This window comes from Lentzea chajnantorensis, from assembly GCF_054300775.1.
Map to the genome: position 1 here is coordinate 2,846,756 of NZ_JBSDZT010000002.1, position 18,970 is coordinate 2,865,725.

Sequence of the window (18,970 nt, forward strand, 5' to 3'; positions counted from 1 at the left end):
CTAACGGTTGTGGTGACACCGTCGACCCAGCAGGTGAGCCACAGGGGGACACATGACCAGCACAGCGGTGCAGACGGGCTTCGACACCGGGTTCCTCGGCACGGACGCCGGGATTCCGGTGCTGACCGGGGCGGGCGCCGAGGACGCGGTCGAGCTGAACGGCTCGACCACCATCGACTACACCCACTTCTCGCTCGCGCTGAGCAGGTCGCGCAGGTTCGCGAGCTGGGTGGCGTGGAACATCGACGGCGCCGCCATGAAGGCGTTGAGCCGCACCGGCATCCCGTTCGTCAAGGACCCGAGGGTGCCCGCGGAGTTCCAGACCGGTGACGAGCTCTACCGAGACAACCGGCTCGACCGCGGCCACATCGCGCGCCGCGCCGACCTGTGCTGGGGGCCGACGGCGGAGGCGAAGAAGGCCAACCGGGACTCGTTCTTCTTCACGAACATCACCCCGCAGATGGACGACTTCAACCAGAGCACCAAGGAAGGCCTCTGGGGGCGGCTGGAGGACGCGGTGCTCGCCGACGTCGACGTGGACGACCTGAGGGTGAGCGTCTACGGCGGACCGGTGTTCAACGTCGACGACCGGGTGTTCCGCGGCGTGCCGATCCCGCGCGAGTTCTTCAAGGCCATCGCGTTCGTCGTGGACGGCGAGCTGCGCTGCAGCGCGTTCCTGCTCACCCAGAACCTCGTGCTGGCCGAGGCGCTCGACCTCGACGAGTTCCGGGTGTTCCAGGTGTCGCTGACCGAGCTCGAACAGCGGGTGAGCTTCACGTTCCCGGCCGAGCTGCACGCCGCCGACACGTCCGCCGTGCAGCCGCAGGACGCGTCGCGGCGCCCGCCGCTGGGCAGCCTCGCCGACATCAGGTGGTGATCCGCAGCCCCGGCAGCTCCCGGCGCAGCCCGGCCAGCCGGGCCGGTGACTCCGGCTGGTGCACGACGAGGTGCTCCAGCGCGGGCAGCACGCGCAGCTCGTCCGCCGCGGGCACCCCGAACACCTCCAGCGTCGTGATGGTCGGCCACCGCTCCAGCCCCGCCAGCGGGTAGGGCGGGCGGTGGTCGAGGGCCAAGTGCCGTAGCGCGGGCAACGCGGGCAGCGCCGCCAGCCCGCCGTCCAGGCCCTCGTCGCGGACCTGCAACCGCCGCAGCGCACCGCCCTCCAGCGACGCGAGGTCGACCCGGCTGAAGTGCAGGTGCAGCTCATCGAGTCCCCGCACCGGCGCCAGGTCGAGCCGCCCCAGCGGCCGGCACCGGCTCAGGTGCAGCTCCCGCAGCGACCCCGACAATGCGAGCGGGGCCAGCTCGCGCACCACCTCGTTCTGCCACAGCTCCAGCCGGTGCAGCGCGGGCATGGCGCCCAGCGGGTCGAGCGGGTTGATGTTGCCGATGCACCGCACGTACCGCAGCTTCGCGAGGTGCGCGATGAACTGGATGCGGTGCCAGCCGCGGACGTCCACCCGCCGGTCGCCGAAGTCCACCCCGGACAGCACGGTCCGCGCGTAGTCCTCCGCGTCCGGGGTGTTCCGCCACGCCCTCAGCAGCTCGTCGACGACCATCACCTGGTCCACGGCCACGAACTCCGCGAGCCGCTCCCACGCGCCCTCACCGCCGATGTTCGCGAGCGTCCGCACGACGAACGCGGCCTCGGCCACCGCCTCCGGTCCCGGCAGCAGGTCCACGACGAACGACCCGGCCTCGGCCAGCGCGTCGGCGTGCGCGAAGCTCGTCGGCGGGATCAGCGCGGCCGCCGCCGACGTCACCTGCGCGCGTGCGGTCTCCGGTTCGATCACGTCGGCCTGCTCCAGGCACGCCAGCGCGAGCAGCCGCAGCCTGTCCCGGCCGCGTTCGTCCTTGCGCGTGTCGTCGTTGCCCGCCAGCAGGTCCATCAGCACCCTGGCCCGTTCGCGCGGCCGGGCGTGCGCGACGGCCATGACCACCACGTCGTGCCACTCGTCCAGGTGCGCCCGGTCCACCAGCAGGTTCAGGTCGCCCGCGTCCACGACCTCCTTGGCCGCCAGGTAGTCGCGGAACGTCCGGTGCACGAACTGCACCCGTTCCCCGGCCGCCTCCCGCAGCAGCCCGGCGCGTTCCAGCAGCCGCTGCATCGCCTCGTCCGGGTCCACGTCGTGCGAGCGCAGGCCGCGCATCGCGTTCCCCAGCCGGTGCACCGCCTCCTCGCGCGGCACCATCAGCTCCCTGTTGCGCACCAGCGAGTACGCGAACCGCTGCAGCAGGACGAGCTGCTCCTCCTTGGAGAACGCCGGCAGCACCAGGCCGCGGTCCTCGTCCCAGCGCACCAGCAGCAGGTCCAGCGCCGCCTCGTACAGCGACCGCCGGTCCCGCGGCAGGTGCATGTTCCGGTCCTGGTGCAGCGCGCACAGCAGTCCCGCCAGCAGCGGGCTCGACGCGAGCCGCCGCAGGTCGGGGCGCTTCGCGAGGGTCGCCACCAGCCGCGTCTCGCACTCGGCGAGCCACACCCGCGCGTCCCGCGGCAGCCCCGGCTCGTCGCGCGCCGCCGTGTGCCAGGCCTCGACGAAGTCGCGGACCCCCTTGTCGCTCAACGGCAACAGGTCGAACGCCGCGAAACCGCAGTCCTCCAGCCAGTCCTCCGGCACCGCCGCCGGCCGGGTCGTGACCGCGTACCGCGCCTTCGGGTAGGCCGCCACGAGCTGCGCGAGCCACTGCCGCGCCTCGGCCCGCCGCTCCCACACCAGCTCGTCCACGCCGTCGACCAGGACCAGCGCCCTGCCCTCCCGCAGCCGCGCGGTCACCCACCCGGACGGCTTCTCCTCCTCGATCACGGCCGCGGTCCAGGCGATGAACTCCTCCGGCTTCGGCAACGCCGTGCACTGCCGCAGCGGCACGAAGAACGGCACCAGGCCGAGCCACTCGTCGCCGGAGGTCCTGGTCTCGCCCAGCGCGTTCATCGCGAGCCAGCGCAGGAACGTCGTCTTGCCCGCACCGGCGCCGCCGCGGACCAGCACCCGCGGCGTGTCCGCCAGTGCCGCCGCCACCGGCAGCCCGGCACCGGTCAGCTCGCCGGTGTCACCGACCCTGGCCACGGCCAGCGACACGTACGAGCTGTCGAACGAGTGCCGGCGCGGCGCCCGTCCCCGCGAGACCCCGAACACCTCCAGGCCGCCCAGCGCGTGCGCGACCTGCTCGGCGTACCGGTCCTCGAACTCGCGGTGCGCGGCGACCACGGCCGCGCGCTGCTGCTCGGGCAACCGCGCCACGGCGTCCGCGGTGCGCTGACCGAGCTGGAACATCGCCACGGCCAGCCGCCGCGCGTACTCCGGCTGCGACCGCACCAGCTCGACGATCGCGACGCACACCCGCGTGAGCAGCGCGTCGTAGCCGGCCGAGGCCGCCTCGGACAGCCCGGCCGCCCGCCGCACCGCCACCGACCTGGCCAGCACGTGCGCCCGCAGCGCCTCGGGCGTCAGCACCACGTGCAGCGCCTCGTCCTCGCGCAGCGGCAGCGCGGCCTCGACCGACTCGCGCACCGCGGCCACGGCGGCGCGCCACTCGTTCTCCGCGACCCCGCCGAGCTCACCGCGGGCGAGCTCGGTGCCGATCCGCTCGACCAGCGGACCCGGCCTGGTCAGCTCCCGCTGCCGCTTCTTGTCCCGCGCACCCTTGTGCGCCGCGTCGAAGAGCCCGAGCAGGAAGCGTTCCAGCACGGTCTCGAGCACCATCAGCAGTCCGGCGGAGAACGGGTCGGGCACGGTCCCCAGTATCAGCACGTGATCACCGGTGCGGCGGCGACTTCACCAGGTGTTCACCCGCCGGGCGCGTGCACCGCGCGGACGTGCTCGATGCGGAACTCCCGGCTCACACCGCCCTCGCAGTCCGCCGTCAGCACGCCGTCGAGGTGCTTGACCGGTGTGATCAGGACCGACTCCGTCTGCCGCGGGCCGCTCGCGTACCCGATGCGCACCGGCCGGCCGTCGACCAGCGCCGACGCGAGCCGCTGCACCTCCTCGTCGCGCAGGAAGACGTTCTGGTCGCGCAGCAGCCGCGCCGCGTTCGCCCTCGGCGTGCCCCGGCCGAGGACCTGCCGTTCCTGCTCCACCAGCCGCACCGCGAGCTGGGTGAGCTCCAGGTCGTCCAGCTCGGCGCGCTGCCGGTCCGGTCCGCGCTCACCGCGCGCGGGCGCCCGGTCCGGCCGTGAACGCTCCACAATGGACCGATCAGCGCCGTCGACGCCCTTCGGCGCGTACCCGGCCGCGCGCAACGCCGCCAGCGTCTCGGGCATGGGCGCCGCGGACGCCAGCACGGTCGGCGCGAGGAACCGCAGTCCCAGCTGCGCCAGCGACCGGGACCGCGCGATCTCCCGCAGCAGCGCGGGGTCCTCCGCCCGCACGCAGCACGCGACCTCGGTCACCGTCAGCTGCCCGTGCCGCCGTGCCACGTCCTGCACCAGGTGCTCGACGGCCTGCGGCAGCGGCCCGTCCGCCACGACCCCCAGCCGCAGCAGCACCTCCTCGGACGGCAGCCCGGCGTCGAGCGCCCGCCGGATCGACCCCGCCGACAGCCGCCACACCCGCGCGGAGTCGCCGTCCTCCAGGTCCGCCACCAGGTCCAGCGTGGCGGCGAGCACCGTGCCCGGCAGGCCGTCCACCACCGCGGTCAGGTCCGCCAGGAACACCGCCCTGTCCGCGGCCGGCGGCATCAGCTCCACCGCGGCCGCCGCCACGTCACCGCCGTCGCGCACCGCCAGTCCCAGCGGCGTCAGCGCGCCACCCGCGACCAGCCCCAGCGCCTCCAGCTCGGTGATGACGACCGCCGTGGCCCGCAGGTCGTGCACGGCCGGGCGGGCCCACTCCAGCTCGGCGACCAGCTCACCGGGCTCCACGACCGCGTGGCCGGTGCTGAACGCCGCGAGCGTCGACCGCCGCAGCTCGGCGCCGCACTGCCCGGCGTAGTCGCGCAACGCCGCCCGCGCCTGTTCGGCGTCGGGCCACCAGTCCATCCGCCGCCACGCCTCGACCAGCCGCGCGAGCCGGACCCCGGGGTGCGCGTCCCGCCACGCGTCGGCGTGCCGCGTCGGCAGCAGGCGCCCGCGCTCCAGCCCCAGCAGCTGCGCCTCGACCGCCAGCTCCAGCCGCAGCCGCAGCACGCCGTCGGTGACCCGCAGCGCCCGCGCGACCCGCCGGATCTCCCCGGTCGCGACACCGCCGGTGTGGCGGGCCTCGAAGGCGTCCCGCTCGCAGTGCGCCAGCAGCCGCGCCACCCCGTCCACCGTGGACGTCGCGGGCGCGACCGGCGAGACCCGCGGCACCGGCCCGCGCCGCGCCGCCGGTGGCCGCGGCGTGAGGTGCGGCCGGGCGTGCAGGGCCCGCACCGAGTTGACCTCCTTGAGCACCGGCCCCTCCGGCCAGGCCAGCGCGCGCACCTTGAGCTCGGCGAACGCCCGGTCGAACTCCCGCACCGAGCACCGCAGCTCCGCGCACACCGCGTCGACGCTCGCCGAGCGGCCCAGCCGGACGATCGCGCCGAGCACGTCCACCGCGCCCTGGTCGAGGTCCTCCTCCGCGCGGTGCACCGAGTCGGGGTCCGTGAGCTGGTACGCGAGGTCCTTGAGGGTGCGCAGCAACCGGTCGCCCACGTCCCTGCGGTGTGTCAGCACCGCCGCCACCGCGTCCTGGTCGAGCCGCTGGAGCCAGTTCGCGAGCGCGGTGGTACGGCGTGGCATTCGTCCGAGTATGCCCCGACCGTCTGCGCTCAAACGAGTTTTCACGCATTCGGGCGTGCCGCCTAGGCTGACTCGGTGACGTTCGAAGGTTTCGGCGAGTACGCGATCGACTTCTACGACGGCCTGGTGCTGGACAACTCGAAGGCGTACTGGGACGACAACAGGGAGACCTACCTGCGCGACGTGCGCGCCCCCATGGAGGCGCTGCTGCTCGCGCTGGAGGGGGAGTTCGGTGAGGGCAAGGTGTTCCGGCCGTACCGCGACGTGCGGTTCGCCAAGGACAAGACGCCGTACAAGGACCACTGCGGCGCCGTGATCGAGAAGGGCCGCGGCGGCGGCGCGTACTACGTGCAGCTCAGCCCGGAGGGCCTGATGGTGGGCGGTGGCTCGTTCCACATGCAGTCCGACCAGCTGGCCCGCTACCGCGCCTCCGTCGACGCGCACGGCGTCCTGCTGCGCAAGGTCGTCGACAAGCTCGTCAAGCAGGGCTGGAAGCTGCACGGCGACGTGATGAGGTCGAAGCCGCGCGGGTTCGCCGACGACCACCCGCACCTCGACCTGCTCAAGCACCGGTCGATCTGGGTGCGCAAGGTCTGGGAGCCCGACGACGTGCTGCACGAGCCGGGCGCCCTGGACCGGGTGCGCAAGGCGTGGCGGCAGCTCAGGGACCTCAACGCGTGGTGCGAGGACCATGTCGGCGTGAGCGAGAAACCGCGGCGATAGCCCAGCCGAGACCGATCCCGGCCACGTCCACCAGCGCGTCGAGGACGTCCCCGCTGCGGTGCAGCGGCGTGATGAGCTCCTGCAGCACCTCCGAGAGCCCCGCGTACGCCACCAGCGCCCACAGCGCGTGAGGGATCTTCGCGTGCAGGCCGGTGAACGCGAGCAGGCCGAAGAGCACCAGGTGCACGACCTTGTCGGTGCCCGGCGGCGAGGAGGGCACACCTGACTCGGGGGTGAACAACACGACGACGCTGAGCAACGCGGCGAACACGAACGGGAACACTCGACCCATTGGCAGAACATTACCGAGGAGTAGTTCGGGATCGGTCCAGGAACGAGGACTACTCTCTCTACACGTGAGTCGACGCGCAAAGATCGTCTGTACCCTCGGTCCCGCCACTGGCACGCCCGAAAAGGTCCGTGACCTGGTAGCGGCCGGTATGGACGTGGCCAGGATGAACTTCAGCCACGGCAGCCATGCCGACCACAAGCAGGTCTACGACATGGTCCGCGCCGCAGCGGACGAGTCCGGTCGCGCCGTGGGCATCCTCGCCGACCTGCAGGGCCCCAAGATCCGGCTCGGCCGGTTCGCGGCCGGTCCTGTCGACTGGAACAACGGCGACATCGTCCGCATCACCGTCGAGGACGTCGAGGGCACGCACGACCGCGTGTCGACGACGTACAAGGAGCTCGCGAAGGACGCCAAGGTCGGCGACCGCCTGCTCGTGGACGACGGCAAGGTCGGCCTCGTGGTCGTCGAGGTCGAAGGCTCCGACGTCGTGTGCGAGGTCACCGAGGGCGGACCCGTCAGCAACAACAAGGGCCTCTCGCTGCCCGGCATGGACGTCTCCGTGCCGGCGCTGTCGGAGAAGGACATCGAGGACCTCGAGTTCGCGCTCTCGCTGGGCGTGGACTTCATCGCACTGTCGTTCGTCCGCTCGCCCGCCGACATCGACCTGGTCCACCAGGTCATGGACCGCGCGGGCAGCAAGCGCCTCCCGGTGATCGCGAAGATCGAGAAGCCGGAGGCCGTGGACAACCTCGAAGCCATCGTGCTGGCCTTCGACGGCGTCATGGTCGCCCGCGGCGACCTGGGCGTCGAGCTGCCGCTGGAGAGCGTGCCGCTGGTGCAGAAGCGCGCGATCCAGATCGCCCGCGAGAACGCCAAGCCGGTCATCGTCGCGACCCAGATGCTCGACTCGATGATCACGAACTCCCGCCCGACCCGCGCCGAGACGTCCGACGTCGCGAACGCGGTGCTCGACGGCGCGGACGCCCTGATGCTCTCCGGTGAGACCTCGGTCGGCCGCTACGCCATCGAGTCCGTGCAGACCATGGGCCGCATCATCGAGGCCGTCGAGACCGAGTCGGTCGTCGTGCCGCCGCTGACGCACGTCCCGCGCACCAAGCGCGGTGTGATCTCCTACGCGGCCCGCGACATCGGCGAGCGCCTCAACGCCAAGGCCCTGGTCGCGTTCACCCAGTCCGGCGACACCGTCCGCCGCCTGGCCCGCCTGCACACGCACCTGCCGCTGCTGGCGTTCACGCCGGAGCCGTCGGTGCGCTCGCAGCTGTCGCTGACGTGGGGCACCGAGACGTTCATCGTGCCGCGCGTGGAGTCCACCGACGAGATGGTCCGCCAGGTCGACGTGGCCATGCTGGAGATCGGCCGCTACCAGGCCGGTGACCTCATGGTGGTGGTCGCCGGATCGCCTCCTGGCACCATTGGGTCGACGAACCTCATCCGGGTGCACCGGCTGGGGGAGGAAGACCACGCGTAGGAGTGTTGGAACGTGACTGAGGCCGCCCGTGCCGCTGCCGCCGGACCACCCGGTGTGAGTGGCCAACCCGCAGTGGACGACCTGGTCGCGTTGCTCGACCTGGAACGCATCGAGGAGAACATCTTCCGCGGTGTGTCCCCCGCCGAGTCGCCGGTGCGCGTCTTCGGCGGGCAGGTCGCCGGTCAAGCCCTGGTGGCCGCGGGTCGGACCGTGCCGGTGGAACGACGGGTGCACTCGCTGCACTCGTACTTCATCCGGCCCGGCGACCCGCGGGTGCCGATCGTGTACGAGGTGGACCGCATCCGCGACGGCCGCTCGTTCACCACCCGCCGCGTCGTGGCCGTGCAGCACGGCAAGGCCATCTTCGCCCTCTCCGCCTCCTTCCAGCTGGAGGAGCAGGGCGTCGAGCACGCTTCCTCGATGCCCTCCGTGCCGGACCCGGAGACCTTGCCGACGTGGACCGAACAGGCCGCCGGCTACTCCCTGGTGAACTCGAAGTTCCCGCGCCCGATCGACGTGCGCTACGTCACCGAGCCGCCGTGGGAGTCCCGTGAGGACGGTCCCGGCGAGGCCGTGTCCCGCGTGTGGATGAAGGCCGACGGCAAGCTGCCGGACGACCCGATGCTGCACATCTGCGTGATGACCTACGCCTCGGACATGACGCTGCTGGACGGCGTCCTGGCCAAGCAGGGCGTCTACTGGGGACTGGACAAGGTCCTCGGCGCCTCCCTGGACCACGCGATCTGGTTCCACCGCCCGTTCCGCGCCGACGAGTGGCTGCTGTACGACACCGCCTCGCCGTCCGCCTCGGGGAACCGCGGGCTGGCGACCGGGCAGTTCTTCACGCAGGACGGGCAGCTGGTGGCCACGGTGGTGCAGGAGGGGCTGATCCGGGTCGTCAAGTCGGACTGAGGCCCTGTGTGAGTGATCAAGGGCGGGTCGTCGCACGTCGATGACCTGGCCGTGATCATCACGCTGGCCGACTGCGACGAGATGTCCGAGGAAGACTGCCGCCGCCACGAGCTGGCGGACGGGGTGCTGGTGGAGATGCCACCGCGCTATCCCGTGCACCAACGCGCGGTGCGCCTGCTGGCGGACCAGTTGGAGGACCAGCTGCCCGTCGAACTCGATGTCGTGCACGCGTTCGACGTCCTCCTCAAGGACAGCGCACGCCCGCTCATGCGCAAGCCGGACGTCGTCGTGGCTTCGAGCAAGCTCTTCGACGCCGGGGTGACGCGCTTCGACGCGGCGGACGTGGCGCTGGTGATCGAGATCCTGTCCGAGGGCTCGGAGGACGTGGACCTGCGGGTGAAGCCGCGCGAGTACGCCGCCGCAGGAATCCCGGACTACTGGGTGGTCGCGCTGGACGAGCCGGTCAGCATGGTCGCGCACTCCCTGGTGGACGGCCGGTACGAGCTGGCCGGGGGAGGCTCGCGGATGCTCGACGTGCGCAGCCCCGCGCCGATGACGGTGGACCTCGCCGCGCTGGTTCGACGTCGCCTGATGGAGTAGCTCCTAGCACGCCTGTTCGAACCACCCGTGCGGGTCTTCAAGCCGGGTCGGACCTGAAGATCAAGCCGGATGAGTACGCTGCTGCGGGTATCCAGTACTACTGGATCGTCGATCTCAAGGACCCGATCAGCATGGCGGCACACGTTCTGGTCGACGGTCGCTACGAGTACGTCGGCGGCGGTACCGGGAAGGTCGAGCTCCTCAGTCCCGCACCACTGGTGGTCGACCTGGATGCGTTGACCCTCAACCGCTAGTCCGCGCGGCGCCGCCGGTGCGTCGGCCGCAGGGTCGCCGGCGGGGTCAGCGCCCGTGTCTCCACCCGCTCCAGCACCACCGACGACGTCAGGTTCCGCACCTCCGTCCGCGACGCGATCTTGTCCATCAGGAACGCCTGCAGGTGCGTGGAGTCCGCCACCGCGATGTGGATCAGGAAGTCCGCCTGCCCGGAGACGTGGAAGATCGACCGCGTCTCGGGCTGGGCCATCACGAACGCGCGGAACGCCGCCACCACCGGGCGCGTGTGCGGCCGCACGTTCACCGAGATGACGGCCTCCAGCGGCAGTCCGAGCACGGCCGGGTCGACGACGGCGTGCGAGCCCGTGATCACGCCCAGCTCGCGCAGCCGGCGCACCCGCTGCAGGCACGACGACGGGGCCAGGCCGACGATCTCGGCGAGCGACCGGTTCGGCAGGGTGGCGTCGTTCTGCAACTCCTCCAGGATGTGCCAGTCCACCGAATCCAGTTCGGCTTGTTCGCGCATAAGCGAACATCGTACTGACCAGGTGGAATGTGGCAGAACGAGTGGCGGACGATCCCGCTCATGCACATCGCGTGGACGTCTTTCCTACTGGCACTCGTGGTGATCACGGTCGTGCCCGGTCCCGACTTCGTCCTGATCATGGGGAACGCGGTGCGCAGCCTCAAGCTGGGCGTCACGGCGGCGCTGGGCGTGGTCACGGGGCTGCTCGTCCACGCGACGCTCGCGACCGTCGGACTGAGCGCGCTCGTGGTGGCGGTGCCGACCGCGCTCTTCCTCGTCAAGGCGGTCGGCGCGCTGTACCTGGCCCACCTCGGGTTCATGACGCTGAAGGGCGCGGGCAAGGAGCAGGAGCTGCCGCGCAGCGGTGGCAACGTGTTCCTGCGCGGCCTGCTCTGCGATCTGTTGAACCCCAAGGTGATGCTCACGTTCCTGAGCCTCATCCCGCAGGCGATGGACCCGAACAGCCCACCGCTGCCGCAGGCCGCGCTGCTGAGCGCCGTGACGGTCGGTGTGTTCGCGGGGTTCTGGGTGGTGGTGGTCCCGCTGGCTCGTCAGCTGGGCACGGTGCTGAGCAGGCCGAAGGTCCGCACGGCGTTCGAGCGGGTCTGTGGTACCGCTCTCATCGGGATGGCGGCGTCAGTTCTCGCCGCTTGAGTCCCACGAGACGCTCAGCTCGTCGCGCGTCCCGAACCGCACCAGGTGCCGTTCGACGACGTCGCGCAGCCGGGCGGCGTCCTCCTCCGAGGAGGCCTCGACGCGCAGCCGCAGCGCGTCCGGAAGAGCGGCGAAGGACGCCGTTCCCGCGGAGAAGCGGACGAAACCGCGTCCGTCCTCCCAGGACCCTTCCAGGTCCTTCTGCGTGAAGTGCTTGACCAGCTGGGACCCGTAGCGCTCGGCGCGGTCGGTCGCCGAGGTGCCCTCGCTCACGAACGTCATGAAAACCAACTTACGCCTTGCTGTACGTACCGTTGGGTGACGCGGTTCACCTGGCGAAACGATGGCTGAGAAGACGCTGTGACATCTCGCGCAAAGCTTGAGAACACGGCAGGCTGTCGGCCATGACGGAAGGCAAAGCACGTATCGCGGTCACCGGTCTCGCCACCATGGGCAGCAACCTCGCGCGCAACCTCGCGCGGCACGGTTTCAAGGTCGCCGTGCACAACCGGACCCCCGCGAAGATGAAGTCGCTGCTCGACGAGCACGGCCACGAGGGCGACTTCGTCGGCGCCGAGACGCTGGAGGAGCTCGTGCAGAGCCTCCAGACGCCGCGCCAGATCATCATCATGGTGAAGGCCGGTGGGCCGACCGACGCCGTCATCGACGAGCTGAGCGGGCTGCTGGAGCCCGGCGACATGGTCATCGACGGCGGTAACGCCCACTACGCCGACACGCGCCGCCGCGAGGCCGCCCTGAAGGAGAAGGGCCTGCTGTTCGTCGGCGCCGGCATCTCCGGCGGCGAGGAGGGCGCCCTCAACGGGCCCAGCATCATGCCCGGCGGTCCCGCCGAGTCCTACGAGCACGTCGGGCCGGTGTTCGAGGAGATCGCCGCCAAGGTCGACGGGCAGCCGTGCTGCGTGCACGTCGGGCCGGACGGTGCCGGGCACTTCGTCAAGATGGTGCACAACGGCATCGAGTACGCCGACATGCAGCTGATCGCCGAGGCGTACGACCTGCTGAGCCGCGTCGGCGGGCAGACGCCGGCGGAGATCTCCGAGGTCTTCACGCAGTGGAACTCGGGCGACCTGGAGTCGTACCTGGTCGAGATCACCGCCGAGGTGCTCAAGCACGTCGACGCGGACGGCACGCCGCTCGTGCAGGTCATCGAGGACGCCGCCGAGCAGAAGGGCACCGGCCGCTGGACCGTGCAGGAGGCGCTGGAGCTCGGCGTCCCGGTCACCGGCATCGCCGAGGCCGTGTTCGCGCGCAGCCTGAGCGGCCACACCGACCAGCGCAAGGCCGTGCGCGACGCGTTCGGTGCGAGCGAGGTCGTGGCGAAGCCGGACGCCGAGCTCGTCGACGACGTGCGGCAGGCGCTGTACGCGTCGAAGGTCGTCGCGTACGCGCAGGGCTTCGACATGATCCGCGAGGCGTCGAAGAACTTCGACTGGGACATCGACCTCGGCGCGATGGCGACGATCTGGCGCGGTGGCTGCATCATCCGCGCACGGTTCCTCAACCGCATTCGCGAGGCATATGACGCGAACGCGGATCTCGCGTCTCTTCTGGTGGACGACTACTTCCGCGACGCCGTCCGGAATGCCGAGGCCGCTTGGCGGCGCGTCGTGGTCCGCGCGGTCGAGTCCGGTGTCCCGACGCCCGGTTTCGTGTCCGCTTTGGCCTACTACGACGGACTTCGCTCGGAACGGCTGCCCGCGGCACTCGTTCAGGGACAACGCGATTTCTTCGGCGCACACACTTATCGGCGCACCGACAGGGCCGGTAGCTTCCACACGTTGTGGTCAGGCGACAGGTCTGAGGTGGAAGCGTGAAACTTCGTTTACTGGGGGCGGTCGTCGTCGCGGCGGCGGGGTTGACCCTGACGTCCAGCGGTGGCGCCGTGGCGGTCGGCAACGAGGCGCTGACCCGCGATCTCGACGCCATCCTCGCCGACTCCGGGCTCAAGGGCGCGGACGTCGGCATCACCGTGCGGGACGCGAACACCGGTGAGGTCGTCTACACCAGATCAGGTGGTAAGCGCTCTCAGGTCGCGTCGAACCTGAAGGTGCTCACGACCGCGGCGGCGCTCGACCTGCTCGGGCCGGACCACCGGTGGAAGACCGAGCTGCAGTCGTCCGGTGCCCGTTCGGGTTCGACGCTGACCGGCGACCTCGTCCTGCGCGGCACGGGCGACCCGACGATGTCCGCCGCGCGCTACCAGGCGCTGGCGGCGGCGCTGAAGAACAGCGGTGTCACGCAGGTGACCGGCGCGCTCGTGCTGGACGACACGGCGTTCGACGCGCAGCCGTACGGCAGTGGCTGGGCGTGGGACGACGAGCCGTACTCCTACAGCGCGGAGACGTCGGCACTGACGCTCTCACCGGACGAGCGGTACAGCGCCGGCACGGTCCTCGTGCGGGTGAAGCCGGGCGCCGCGACGGGCGCGCCGGTGCAGGTGAGCGTCGAGCCCGCGAACGACGTGGTGCAGATCCAGAGCACGGCGACCACCAACGGGGACGCCGGCATCACCGTCGAACGCGAGCACGGCACGAACGTGATCAAGGTCAGCGGTTCGACCTGGGTCGAGACGACCGCGCTGTCCACCGTCAAGGACCCGACCGGGCTCGTCTCGTCGGTGTTCGGCAAGGCGTTGGAGCAGAACGGGGTCCAGGTCCTCGGCGGCGTCAAGCGGGCCAAGGCACCGCAGGGTGCCGCGGTGCTGGCCTCCGACACGTCGCAGACGCTCGGCCAGCTGATCACCCCGTTGCTGAAGAACAGCAACAACATGCTGGCCGAGGTGCTGGTCAAGACCGCGGGCGGCTCGTTCGCCAACGGTGTCAACCAGCTCAGCCGCAAGTGGGCGGGCCTGGGCATCGACCCGAACTGGGTCGAGGTCTTCGACGGCTCCGGCATGTCCCGGCTGAACCAGATGTCGCCGGACGACCTGACCTCGATCCTGGTGAAGGCGAAGACCAAGCCGTGGTTCGGCACCTGGTCGGCGGCGCTGCCGGTCGCGGGCAGGGACGGCACGCTGGCGGGCCGCATGAAGGGCACCGCCGCCGAGGGCACCGTGCTGGCCAAGACCGGGTCGCTCTCGGGCGTCTCGGCGCTGTCCGGGTACGTCACCACGGCGTCGGGTCGCCAGCTGGTGTTCTCGCTGGTGCAGAACAACGTGGTGCTGTGGTTCAGCCCGAAGGCGGTCGAGGACAGGGTTGCCGTGCGGCTCGCCTCCGACGGCGGCGCGCAGGTGGCGACGCCGAAGGTCGAGTCCGTTCCGCAGCAGCGGAAGGCCCCCGCGCAGGAACGCGTGACGGTTCCCCCGCAGGAGCGCTTCGACGTCGAGTGCTCGTGGATCGGCACCTGCTGACCCACGCGTGAGACCACTGGAGCCGCCCCGGGACGAACCGGGGCGGCTCCGGCGTTTCCTAGGCCGGTGACGGCACGGGTTCGAGCCCGTTGCGGTCCGGGTCCACCAGGTACACGCGGGCGTTCGAGATGTCGAAGTACAGGCCCTTCAACGAGAGCGCGCCCGCGGCGACCGCCTCCCGCACGCTCGGGTACCCGAGCAGGTTGTCCAGCTGCTGCGCCACGTTCGCGACCGCGAGCCGGTCGGCCACCGGCAGCTCCGCGCAGCCGGGCGCGGTGGGGGCGTGGAAGCGGATCAGCGACGGTTCGGCGTTGCGCAGCCAGGAGTGCAGGTGTGAGCCGCGGGCGGCGCCGCCGTTCACCAGCGCCTTCATCGCACCGCAGTCGGAGTGCCCGCACACGACGATCGAGCGGACGCCGAGGACCTCCACCGCGTACTCGACCGCGGCGCCGACCGACCGGTCCTCTGCGGTGTGCATCGGCACCAGGTTGCCGATGTTGCGCACGCAGAACAGGTCGCCCGGCCCGGACGTGGTGATCAGGTTCGGCACCACCCGGGAGTCGGCGCAGGTGATGAAGAGCTGCCGCGGCCGCTGCCCGCGCACCGCCAGCTCCCGCAGGAACGGCCGGACCAGCGGCGCCGACCGCGTCTCGAACTCGTGCATGCCCCGCAGCATGGGATCGCTCTCCGGCGACGGCCGCTGCGACGGCAGGTGCACCGTGGTGCCCGCGCCCTGCCAATGCGACCACGGCGCGAACCAGCGCGGCAGCGGACCGGGCAACGTCTTGCGCCGCCCCGGCCTGCCCTGGTCCGCCTGGTCGAACCAGGTGTCGTGCACCTCGTCGACCTGAACCCGGCCACCGAGCCGTTCGTAGCCCTCGCGCCAGTCGTCGATCGCCTCGTAGGACGCGTGGTCCAGGTAGTCGACGTGCAGCTCCAGCACCACGGTCTGCCCGAGCGGCAACCGGCGCAGCTCGCGCACCAGCCCCCCGACGCCGAGGAACACCAGCGACCCGCGCACGCACACCCGGTTGCCCTCGACCCGCACCGAGCAGTGCGTCAACCGGTACAGCGCGCGCAGCAGCGCGATCGTCAGCCCCGCGACCACGCCCTCCAGCAGTCCGAAGAGGACGACGCCGAGCACGGTCGCCGCGTAGACCAGGAGCTCCTGGTGCCGCACCAGGTTGCGCATCCGCTCGACCGACACCAGCCGCAGGCCGACGACCAGCAGCACGCCCGCCAGCGCCGCCAGCGGGATCTGCTCCAGCGCGGGAGCGAACGCCAGCACCGCCACCGCGATCCACAGCCCCTGCATCATGGCGGCGCAGCGGGTCTTCGCGCCCGCGGCGACGTTCGTGGAGCTGCGCGCCAGGCCACCGCTGATCGGGAACCCGCCGAGGGCGCCCGCGAGCACGTTGCCGGTGCCCTGCGCCATCAGCTCCCTGTCCAGCCGGGCCCTCGGCCCGTCGTGCAGCCGGTCCACGGCCACCGCCGACAGCAACGACTCCATGCTCGCCACCAGCGCGACCGTCACCACGGCCACGACCACGGTTCCGGCGCTGCCCTGCGGCATCTCCGGGAACACCGGGGAGTGGCTGTCCGGCAGGTCGACCCGTGCGACGTCGAGGCGCAGCGCGACCGCGAGCCCGGTCGACGCGGCGACGGCGACCAGCGGCGCCGGCACCAGCGAGGCGCGCGGGACCCGCGGCCACAGCAGCAGTACCGCGACCGCGACCGCGCCGGCCAGCACTGATCCCAGGTGGGACCCGGCCAGCTGACCCGGCAGCAGGGCGACGTTCGCGGGAACCGACGACGCCGCCGTGCCGCCCAGCACCACGACGAGCTGACCGGCCGCGATCGAGATGCCGATGCCCGCCAGCAGGCCGTGCACGACGGCGGGGGACAGCGACATCACCAGCCGGCTGATCCCGGTGAGGCCCAGCGCCACCTGGAGCACCCCGGCGGCCAGCGTGATCGCGGCGGTCGCGGCCCAGCCGAACTGCGCCACCAGCCCGGCGACGATCACCACGAGCCCGGTGCCCGGTCCGCTGATCTGCAACGGCGCCCCGCTGAGCGCGCCGACCACGACACCGCCGACGACGGCGGAGATCAGCCCGGCCATCAGCGGTGCGCCGGTGGCGTGGGCGATGCCCAGCGAGAGCGGGATCGAGATCAGGAACAGCACGAAGCTCGCGGGCAGGTCGTGCCGCAGGACCAGGCGCACCCCGCCCGGAGGACCGTGCGGGGTGTGCTCGCCGGCGTTGGACCGCTGGAGGTGGTTCACGTCTTCTTGCCTTTCGTGGGAACGGCGGAATGACCGCATGGCCCTGTGCGACCGGCACAGGACATGGGGAAGGGGGAGAGCGCGGGTGAAGGGGCGCTAGCGGTGCTGTAAGGGCAGCAGGCGGCGCGGCCGGACGGCAGCGAGCGCGTCGGCGCGGTCATGCGGGGTCGGCACGGGAACACCTCCGTGTCGGCACGAGGATCCGGGGTCGGGACCAGGCCGCGTCACCACAATGATGCGGGCGGAGGCGGCGCTGTGACAGACCTTTCAGCCGGTCGTGTTGATCTTCGCGGTGATCGTCACGCGAGGTGATGGCCGACCGGCACGAGAAGGGCCGGCTCCGGTCGGGGGGTGCGGAGCCGGCCCAGGCCGGGGCGGAGCTGAAGAACTATCGAGTTCCGGAGTTCAGCCCACCGGGCGCAGGTGCTTGCCGTGCGAAGTCCCCTGTCCCACGACGGTCAGGACGAGCTGCGCCGACAGGTAGGCCCGGCACGGCGCGGGCATCCGCCGGGAGAACCAGCCGCGCCTGCACGTGGCGCAGCGGCCGTGCTCGTCGGGCTGGTGCTCGTCCAGCAACGCCTTGACGACCGCGACCACCCTCGGCAGCTCTACCCTGGCGAGCACGAGGGCCGTCTGGTCGTCACCGCGCTCGGCGAGGTCCGCGAGCGTGGCCAGGTGGGAGTGCAGCGACCTGTCCAGTTGGCTGAACACCGTGACGGCCATCAGGCTCAGAGCTCCAGTCCTCGCGTGAGCAACCCATGCAGCCTGGCCCGGCCCGGAGCCGAACTGCAAGTTGCAGTACACGAATGGATGACGTCCCTTTGCGGGCGTGTCCTTTGCTCTCAAACTTGGACGCGGACCAGGAGGTGTGGATGCCACGGGGTAGCAGCCCGACCCTGCGCAAACGTCGGCTCGTGAGCGAGCTGCGGCGGTTGCGCGAAGCGGCCGGGCTGACGATCGAGGAGGTCGGCGAGCGCCTCGAGTGCTCGGCTTCCAAGATCAGCCGCATCGAGACCGGGAGGGTGGGGGTGAGCCCGCGCGACGTGCGGGACATGCTCACCGCCTACGGTGCGGACGCCACCACCCTGGAAGAGCTGGTCCAGCTGGCCAGGGAAGCCCGCCGCAAGGCGTGGTGGGACGAGTTCGGCGACATCGTGCCCGGTCGCTACGTCGGGTACGAGGCCGACGCCGACTCCATCAGGACCTACCAGGGCCTGATGATCCCCGGCCTGCTGCAGTGCGAGGCGTACACGAGGTCGTTGATCTCCCAGGTGCTCCCAGAGGCGAGCACCGCGGAGATCGACCGGCGGGTCCGGTTGCGCAAGGCTCGGCAGGCACTGCTGAGCGAGGACGACCCGTTGCGCCTGCACGTCGTGATCGACGAGGCCGCCCTGCACAGGCTCGTCGGCGGCGCGAAGGTGATGCGCACGCAGATGGCGCGTCTGCTCGAAGTCGGTGCACTGCCGAACGTCACGATGCAGGTCGTGCCGTTCAGCGCCGGTGGTTACGCTGCGATGGACGGGCCGTTCGTCATCCTGAGCTTCCCCGAGCAGCTGGACCCCGACGTGGTGTACATCGAGAGCACGAGAAGCGGCGTCTACCTGGAGCAGTCCGGTGACGTCAATTGGTACGCCGAGGTGTTCGAGCGTCTGGTGCGGACCGCCCTCAAGCCGGCGGACTCCGCGACCCTGATCACGGAAGTCGCTCGCGCTCTCGGCTGATCGCAGACCGGGAGTGAACAGACAGTGGAAAGCCTGCGTTGGCGCAAGAGCAGCCGATCGTCCGCCAGCGGACCCGACTGCGTGGAGATCGCGCTCGTCCCGGCCGGCGCGGCCGTGCGTGACAGCAAGAACGCGGACGGGGCCCAGCTCCGGTTCGGGTCCGCCGGGTGGGAGGGCTTCCTCTCCGCCGCCAGGACCGGCACGTTCGCCAGCTGATCGACGACAAGCCGCGAAGAACCGCGAAGCCCCGGCTGGATCGCCCAGCCGGGGCTTCGTCGTGTGCGGAAAGGGGGACGTGGGCTGGCCGGCGTTCCGCCGCCGCGGGCTGGATGCCCCTTGCACGCCGGCCGGCCCACGTCGATCATGGGGAGCAGCGGGTGTTCCGCTGTCCGGTCCAACCCCGTCGACTGCTCGACCCCCGGGTTTCCGTTGATCTCGCCGTCTGTGGTTGGTTGGACACGCTA

18 protein-coding genes are annotated in these 18,970 nt (G+C 71.3%); 11 read left to right on the forward strand and 7 right to left on the reverse strand.

Annotated elements, in window-relative coordinates:
* The first annotated feature begins 52 nt into the window (after positions 1 to 52).
* Positions 53 to 877: a DNA/RNA non-specific endonuclease gene (locus ACVDFE_RS14775; RefSeq protein WP_458430771.1), complete on the forward strand. Its 825-nt coding sequence runs from the start codon at positions 53 to 55 to the stop codon at positions 875 to 877.
* Here the strand turns inward: ACVDFE_RS14775 and ACVDFE_RS14780 are convergent.
* Both ACVDFE_RS14780 and ACVDFE_RS14785 read right to left on the reverse strand, forming a co-directional pair.
* On the reverse strand, positions 867 to 3,749 hold the full coding sequence (locus tag ACVDFE_RS14780; protein ID WP_458430772.1) for an NACHT domain-containing protein: 2,883 nt from the start codon (positions 3,747 to 3,749) through the stop codon (positions 867 to 869). The genes ACVDFE_RS14775 and ACVDFE_RS14780 overlap by 11 nt on opposite strands.
* A gap of 35 nt (positions 3,750 to 3,784) precedes the next feature.
* On the reverse strand, positions 3,785 to 5,701 hold the full coding sequence (locus ACVDFE_RS14785) for a helicase-associated domain-containing protein (protein WP_458430773.1): 1,917 nt from the start codon (positions 5,699 to 5,701) through the stop codon (positions 3,785 to 3,787).
* A gap of 75 nt (positions 5,702 to 5,776) precedes the next feature.
* Between ACVDFE_RS14785 and ACVDFE_RS14790 the strand changes: the two genes are divergently transcribed.
* Entirely contained in the window at positions 5,777 to 6,424 is a 648-nt protein-coding gene (locus tag ACVDFE_RS14790; protein WP_360390303.1) for a DUF2461 domain-containing protein, read from the forward strand.
* On the opposite strand, the gene ACVDFE_RS14795 is transcribed toward ACVDFE_RS14790, so the two are convergent.
* The gene (locus tag ACVDFE_RS14795) at positions 6,372 to 6,716 is read right to left on the reverse strand and encodes a VanZ family protein (protein WP_458430774.1); all 345 of its coding nucleotides are present in this window, start codon (positions 6,714 to 6,716) and stop codon (positions 6,372 to 6,374) included. The two genes, ACVDFE_RS14790 and ACVDFE_RS14795, sit on opposite strands and share 53 nt — an antisense overlap.
* A 64-nt stretch (positions 6,717 to 6,780) precedes the next feature.
* Between ACVDFE_RS14795 and pyk the strand changes: the two genes are divergently transcribed.
* The 4 genes from pyk to ACVDFE_RS14815 all read left to right on the forward strand — a co-directional run bounded on the left by pyk (position 6,781) and on the right by ACVDFE_RS14815 (position 9,971).
* Positions 6,781 to 8,205 (forward strand): pyruvate kinase, encoded by a 1,425-nt coding sequence (pyk, locus tag ACVDFE_RS14800; RefSeq protein ID WP_360390298.1) that lies wholly within the window; start codon positions 6,781 to 6,783, stop codon positions 8,203 to 8,205.
* A gap of 12 nt (positions 8,206 to 8,217) precedes the next feature.
* A complete protein-coding gene (gene tesB / locus ACVDFE_RS14805; protein ID WP_360390296.1) occupies positions 8,218 to 9,117 on the forward strand; it encodes an acyl-CoA thioesterase II in 900 nt (299 codons plus the stop codon).
* 12 nt (positions 9,118 to 9,129) lie between these two features.
* Positions 9,130 to 9,717 (forward strand): Uma2 family endonuclease, encoded by a 588-nt coding sequence (locus tag ACVDFE_RS14810; protein ID WP_458430775.1) that lies wholly within the window; start codon positions 9,130 to 9,132, stop codon positions 9,715 to 9,717.
* Between the two features lie 131 nt (positions 9,718 to 9,848).
* Positions 9,849 to 9,971, forward strand: coding sequence for a hypothetical protein (locus ACVDFE_RS14815; protein WP_360390290.1), 123 nt, complete (start codon positions 9,849 to 9,851; stop codon positions 9,969 to 9,971).
* Here the strand turns inward: ACVDFE_RS14815 and ACVDFE_RS14820 are convergent.
* The gene (locus ACVDFE_RS14820; RefSeq protein ID WP_360390287.1) at positions 9,968 to 10,450 is read right to left on the reverse strand and encodes an Lrp/AsnC family transcriptional regulator; all 483 of its coding nucleotides are present in this window, start codon (positions 10,448 to 10,450) and stop codon (positions 9,968 to 9,970) included. The two genes, ACVDFE_RS14815 and ACVDFE_RS14820, sit on opposite strands and share 4 nt — an antisense overlap.
* 54 nt (positions 10,451 to 10,504) lie before the next feature.
* On the opposite strand from ACVDFE_RS14820, the gene ACVDFE_RS14825 reads away from it, so the two are divergent.
* Positions 10,505 to 11,131: a LysE family translocator gene (locus ACVDFE_RS14825; protein ID WP_458430776.1), complete on the forward strand. Its 627-nt coding sequence runs from the start codon at positions 10,505 to 10,507 to the stop codon at positions 11,129 to 11,131.
* On the opposite strand, the gene ACVDFE_RS14830 is transcribed toward ACVDFE_RS14825, so the two are convergent.
* Positions 11,114 to 11,413, reverse strand: coding sequence for a DUF2218 domain-containing protein (locus ACVDFE_RS14830; RefSeq protein WP_360390281.1), 300 nt, complete (start codon positions 11,411 to 11,413; stop codon positions 11,114 to 11,116). The two genes, ACVDFE_RS14825 and ACVDFE_RS14830, sit on opposite strands and share 18 nt — an antisense overlap.
* 122 nt (positions 11,414 to 11,535) lie before the next feature.
* On the opposite strand from ACVDFE_RS14830, the gene gndA reads away from it, so the two are divergent.
* Both gndA and dacB read left to right on the forward strand, forming a co-directional pair.
* Positions 11,536 to 12,966, forward strand: a complete 1,431-nt coding sequence (gene gndA, locus ACVDFE_RS14835; RefSeq protein WP_360390278.1) for an NADP-dependent phosphogluconate dehydrogenase — start codon at positions 11,536 to 11,538, stop codon at positions 12,964 to 12,966.
* The gene (gene dacB, locus ACVDFE_RS14840) at positions 12,963 to 14,501 is read left to right on the forward strand and encodes a D-alanyl-D-alanine carboxypeptidase/D-alanyl-D-alanine endopeptidase (RefSeq protein ID WP_360390275.1); all 1,539 of its coding nucleotides are present in this window, start codon (positions 12,963 to 12,965) and stop codon (positions 14,499 to 14,501) included. The genes gndA and dacB overlap by 4 nt, the downstream gene beginning before the upstream one ends.
* 58 nt (positions 14,502 to 14,559) lie before the next feature.
* On the opposite strand, the gene ACVDFE_RS14845 is transcribed toward dacB, so the two are convergent.
* Both ACVDFE_RS14845 and ACVDFE_RS14850 read right to left on the reverse strand, forming a co-directional pair.
* Entirely contained in the window at positions 14,560 to 16,785 is a 2,226-nt protein-coding gene (locus tag ACVDFE_RS14845; RefSeq protein WP_458430777.1) for a SulP family inorganic anion transporter, read from the reverse strand.
* Positions 16,786 to 17,190: 405 nt separating this feature from the next.
* Positions 17,191 to 17,508 carry a hypothetical protein gene (locus ACVDFE_RS14850; protein ID WP_360390270.1) on the reverse strand — a complete coding sequence of 106 codons (318 nt, stop codon included), beginning with the start codon at positions 17,506 to 17,508 and terminating at the stop codon, positions 17,191 to 17,193.
* A gap of 149 nt (positions 17,509 to 17,657) precedes the next feature.
* On the opposite strand from ACVDFE_RS14850, the gene ACVDFE_RS14855 reads away from it, so the two are divergent.
* Both ACVDFE_RS14855 and ACVDFE_RS14860 read left to right on the forward strand, forming a co-directional pair.
* Entirely contained in the window at positions 17,658 to 18,506 is an 849-nt protein-coding gene (locus ACVDFE_RS14855; RefSeq protein ID WP_360390267.1) for a helix-turn-helix domain-containing protein, read from the forward strand.
* 24 nt (positions 18,507 to 18,530) lie between these two features.
* Positions 18,531 to 18,722 (forward strand): DUF397 domain-containing protein, encoded by a 192-nt coding sequence (locus tag ACVDFE_RS14860; protein ID WP_360390264.1) that lies wholly within the window; start codon positions 18,531 to 18,533, stop codon positions 18,720 to 18,722.
* Positions 18,723 to 18,970: the final 248 nt, after the last annotated feature.

Bases quoted from the DNA above. Each gene is read 5' to 3' on its own strand.
- ACVDFE_RS14785 (WP_458430773.1), bottom strand. From the start codon at position 5,701: ATGCCACGCCGTACCACCGCGCTCGCGAACTGGCTCCAGCGGCTCGAC.
- ACVDFE_RS14775 (WP_458430771.1), top strand. From the start codon at position 53: ATGACCAGCACAGCGGTGCAGACGGGCTTCGACACCGGGTTCCTCGGC.
- ACVDFE_RS14825 (WP_458430776.1), top strand. From the start codon at position 10,505: ATGTGGCAGAACGAGTGGCGGACGATCCCGCTCATGCACATCGCGTGG.
- ACVDFE_RS14795 (WP_458430774.1), bottom strand. From the start codon at position 6,716: ATGGGTCGAGTGTTCCCGTTCGTGTTCGCCGCGTTGCTCAGCGTCGTC.
- gndA (WP_360390278.1), top strand. From the start codon at position 11,536: ATGACGGAAGGCAAAGCACGTATCGCGGTCACCGGTCTCGCCACCATG.
- ACVDFE_RS14815 (WP_360390290.1), top strand. From the start codon at position 9,849: ATGGCGGCACACGTTCTGGTCGACGGTCGCTACGAGTACGTCGGCGGC.
- ACVDFE_RS14850 (WP_360390270.1), bottom strand. From the start codon at position 17,508: ATGGCCGTCACGGTGTTCAGCCAACTGGACAGGTCGCTGCACTCCCAC.
- ACVDFE_RS14855 (WP_360390267.1), top strand. From the start codon at position 17,658: ATGCCACGGGGTAGCAGCCCGACCCTGCGCAAACGTCGGCTCGTGAGC.
- ACVDFE_RS14830 (WP_360390281.1), bottom strand. From the start codon at position 11,413: ATGACGTTCGTGAGCGAGGGCACCTCGGCGACCGACCGCGCCGAGCGC.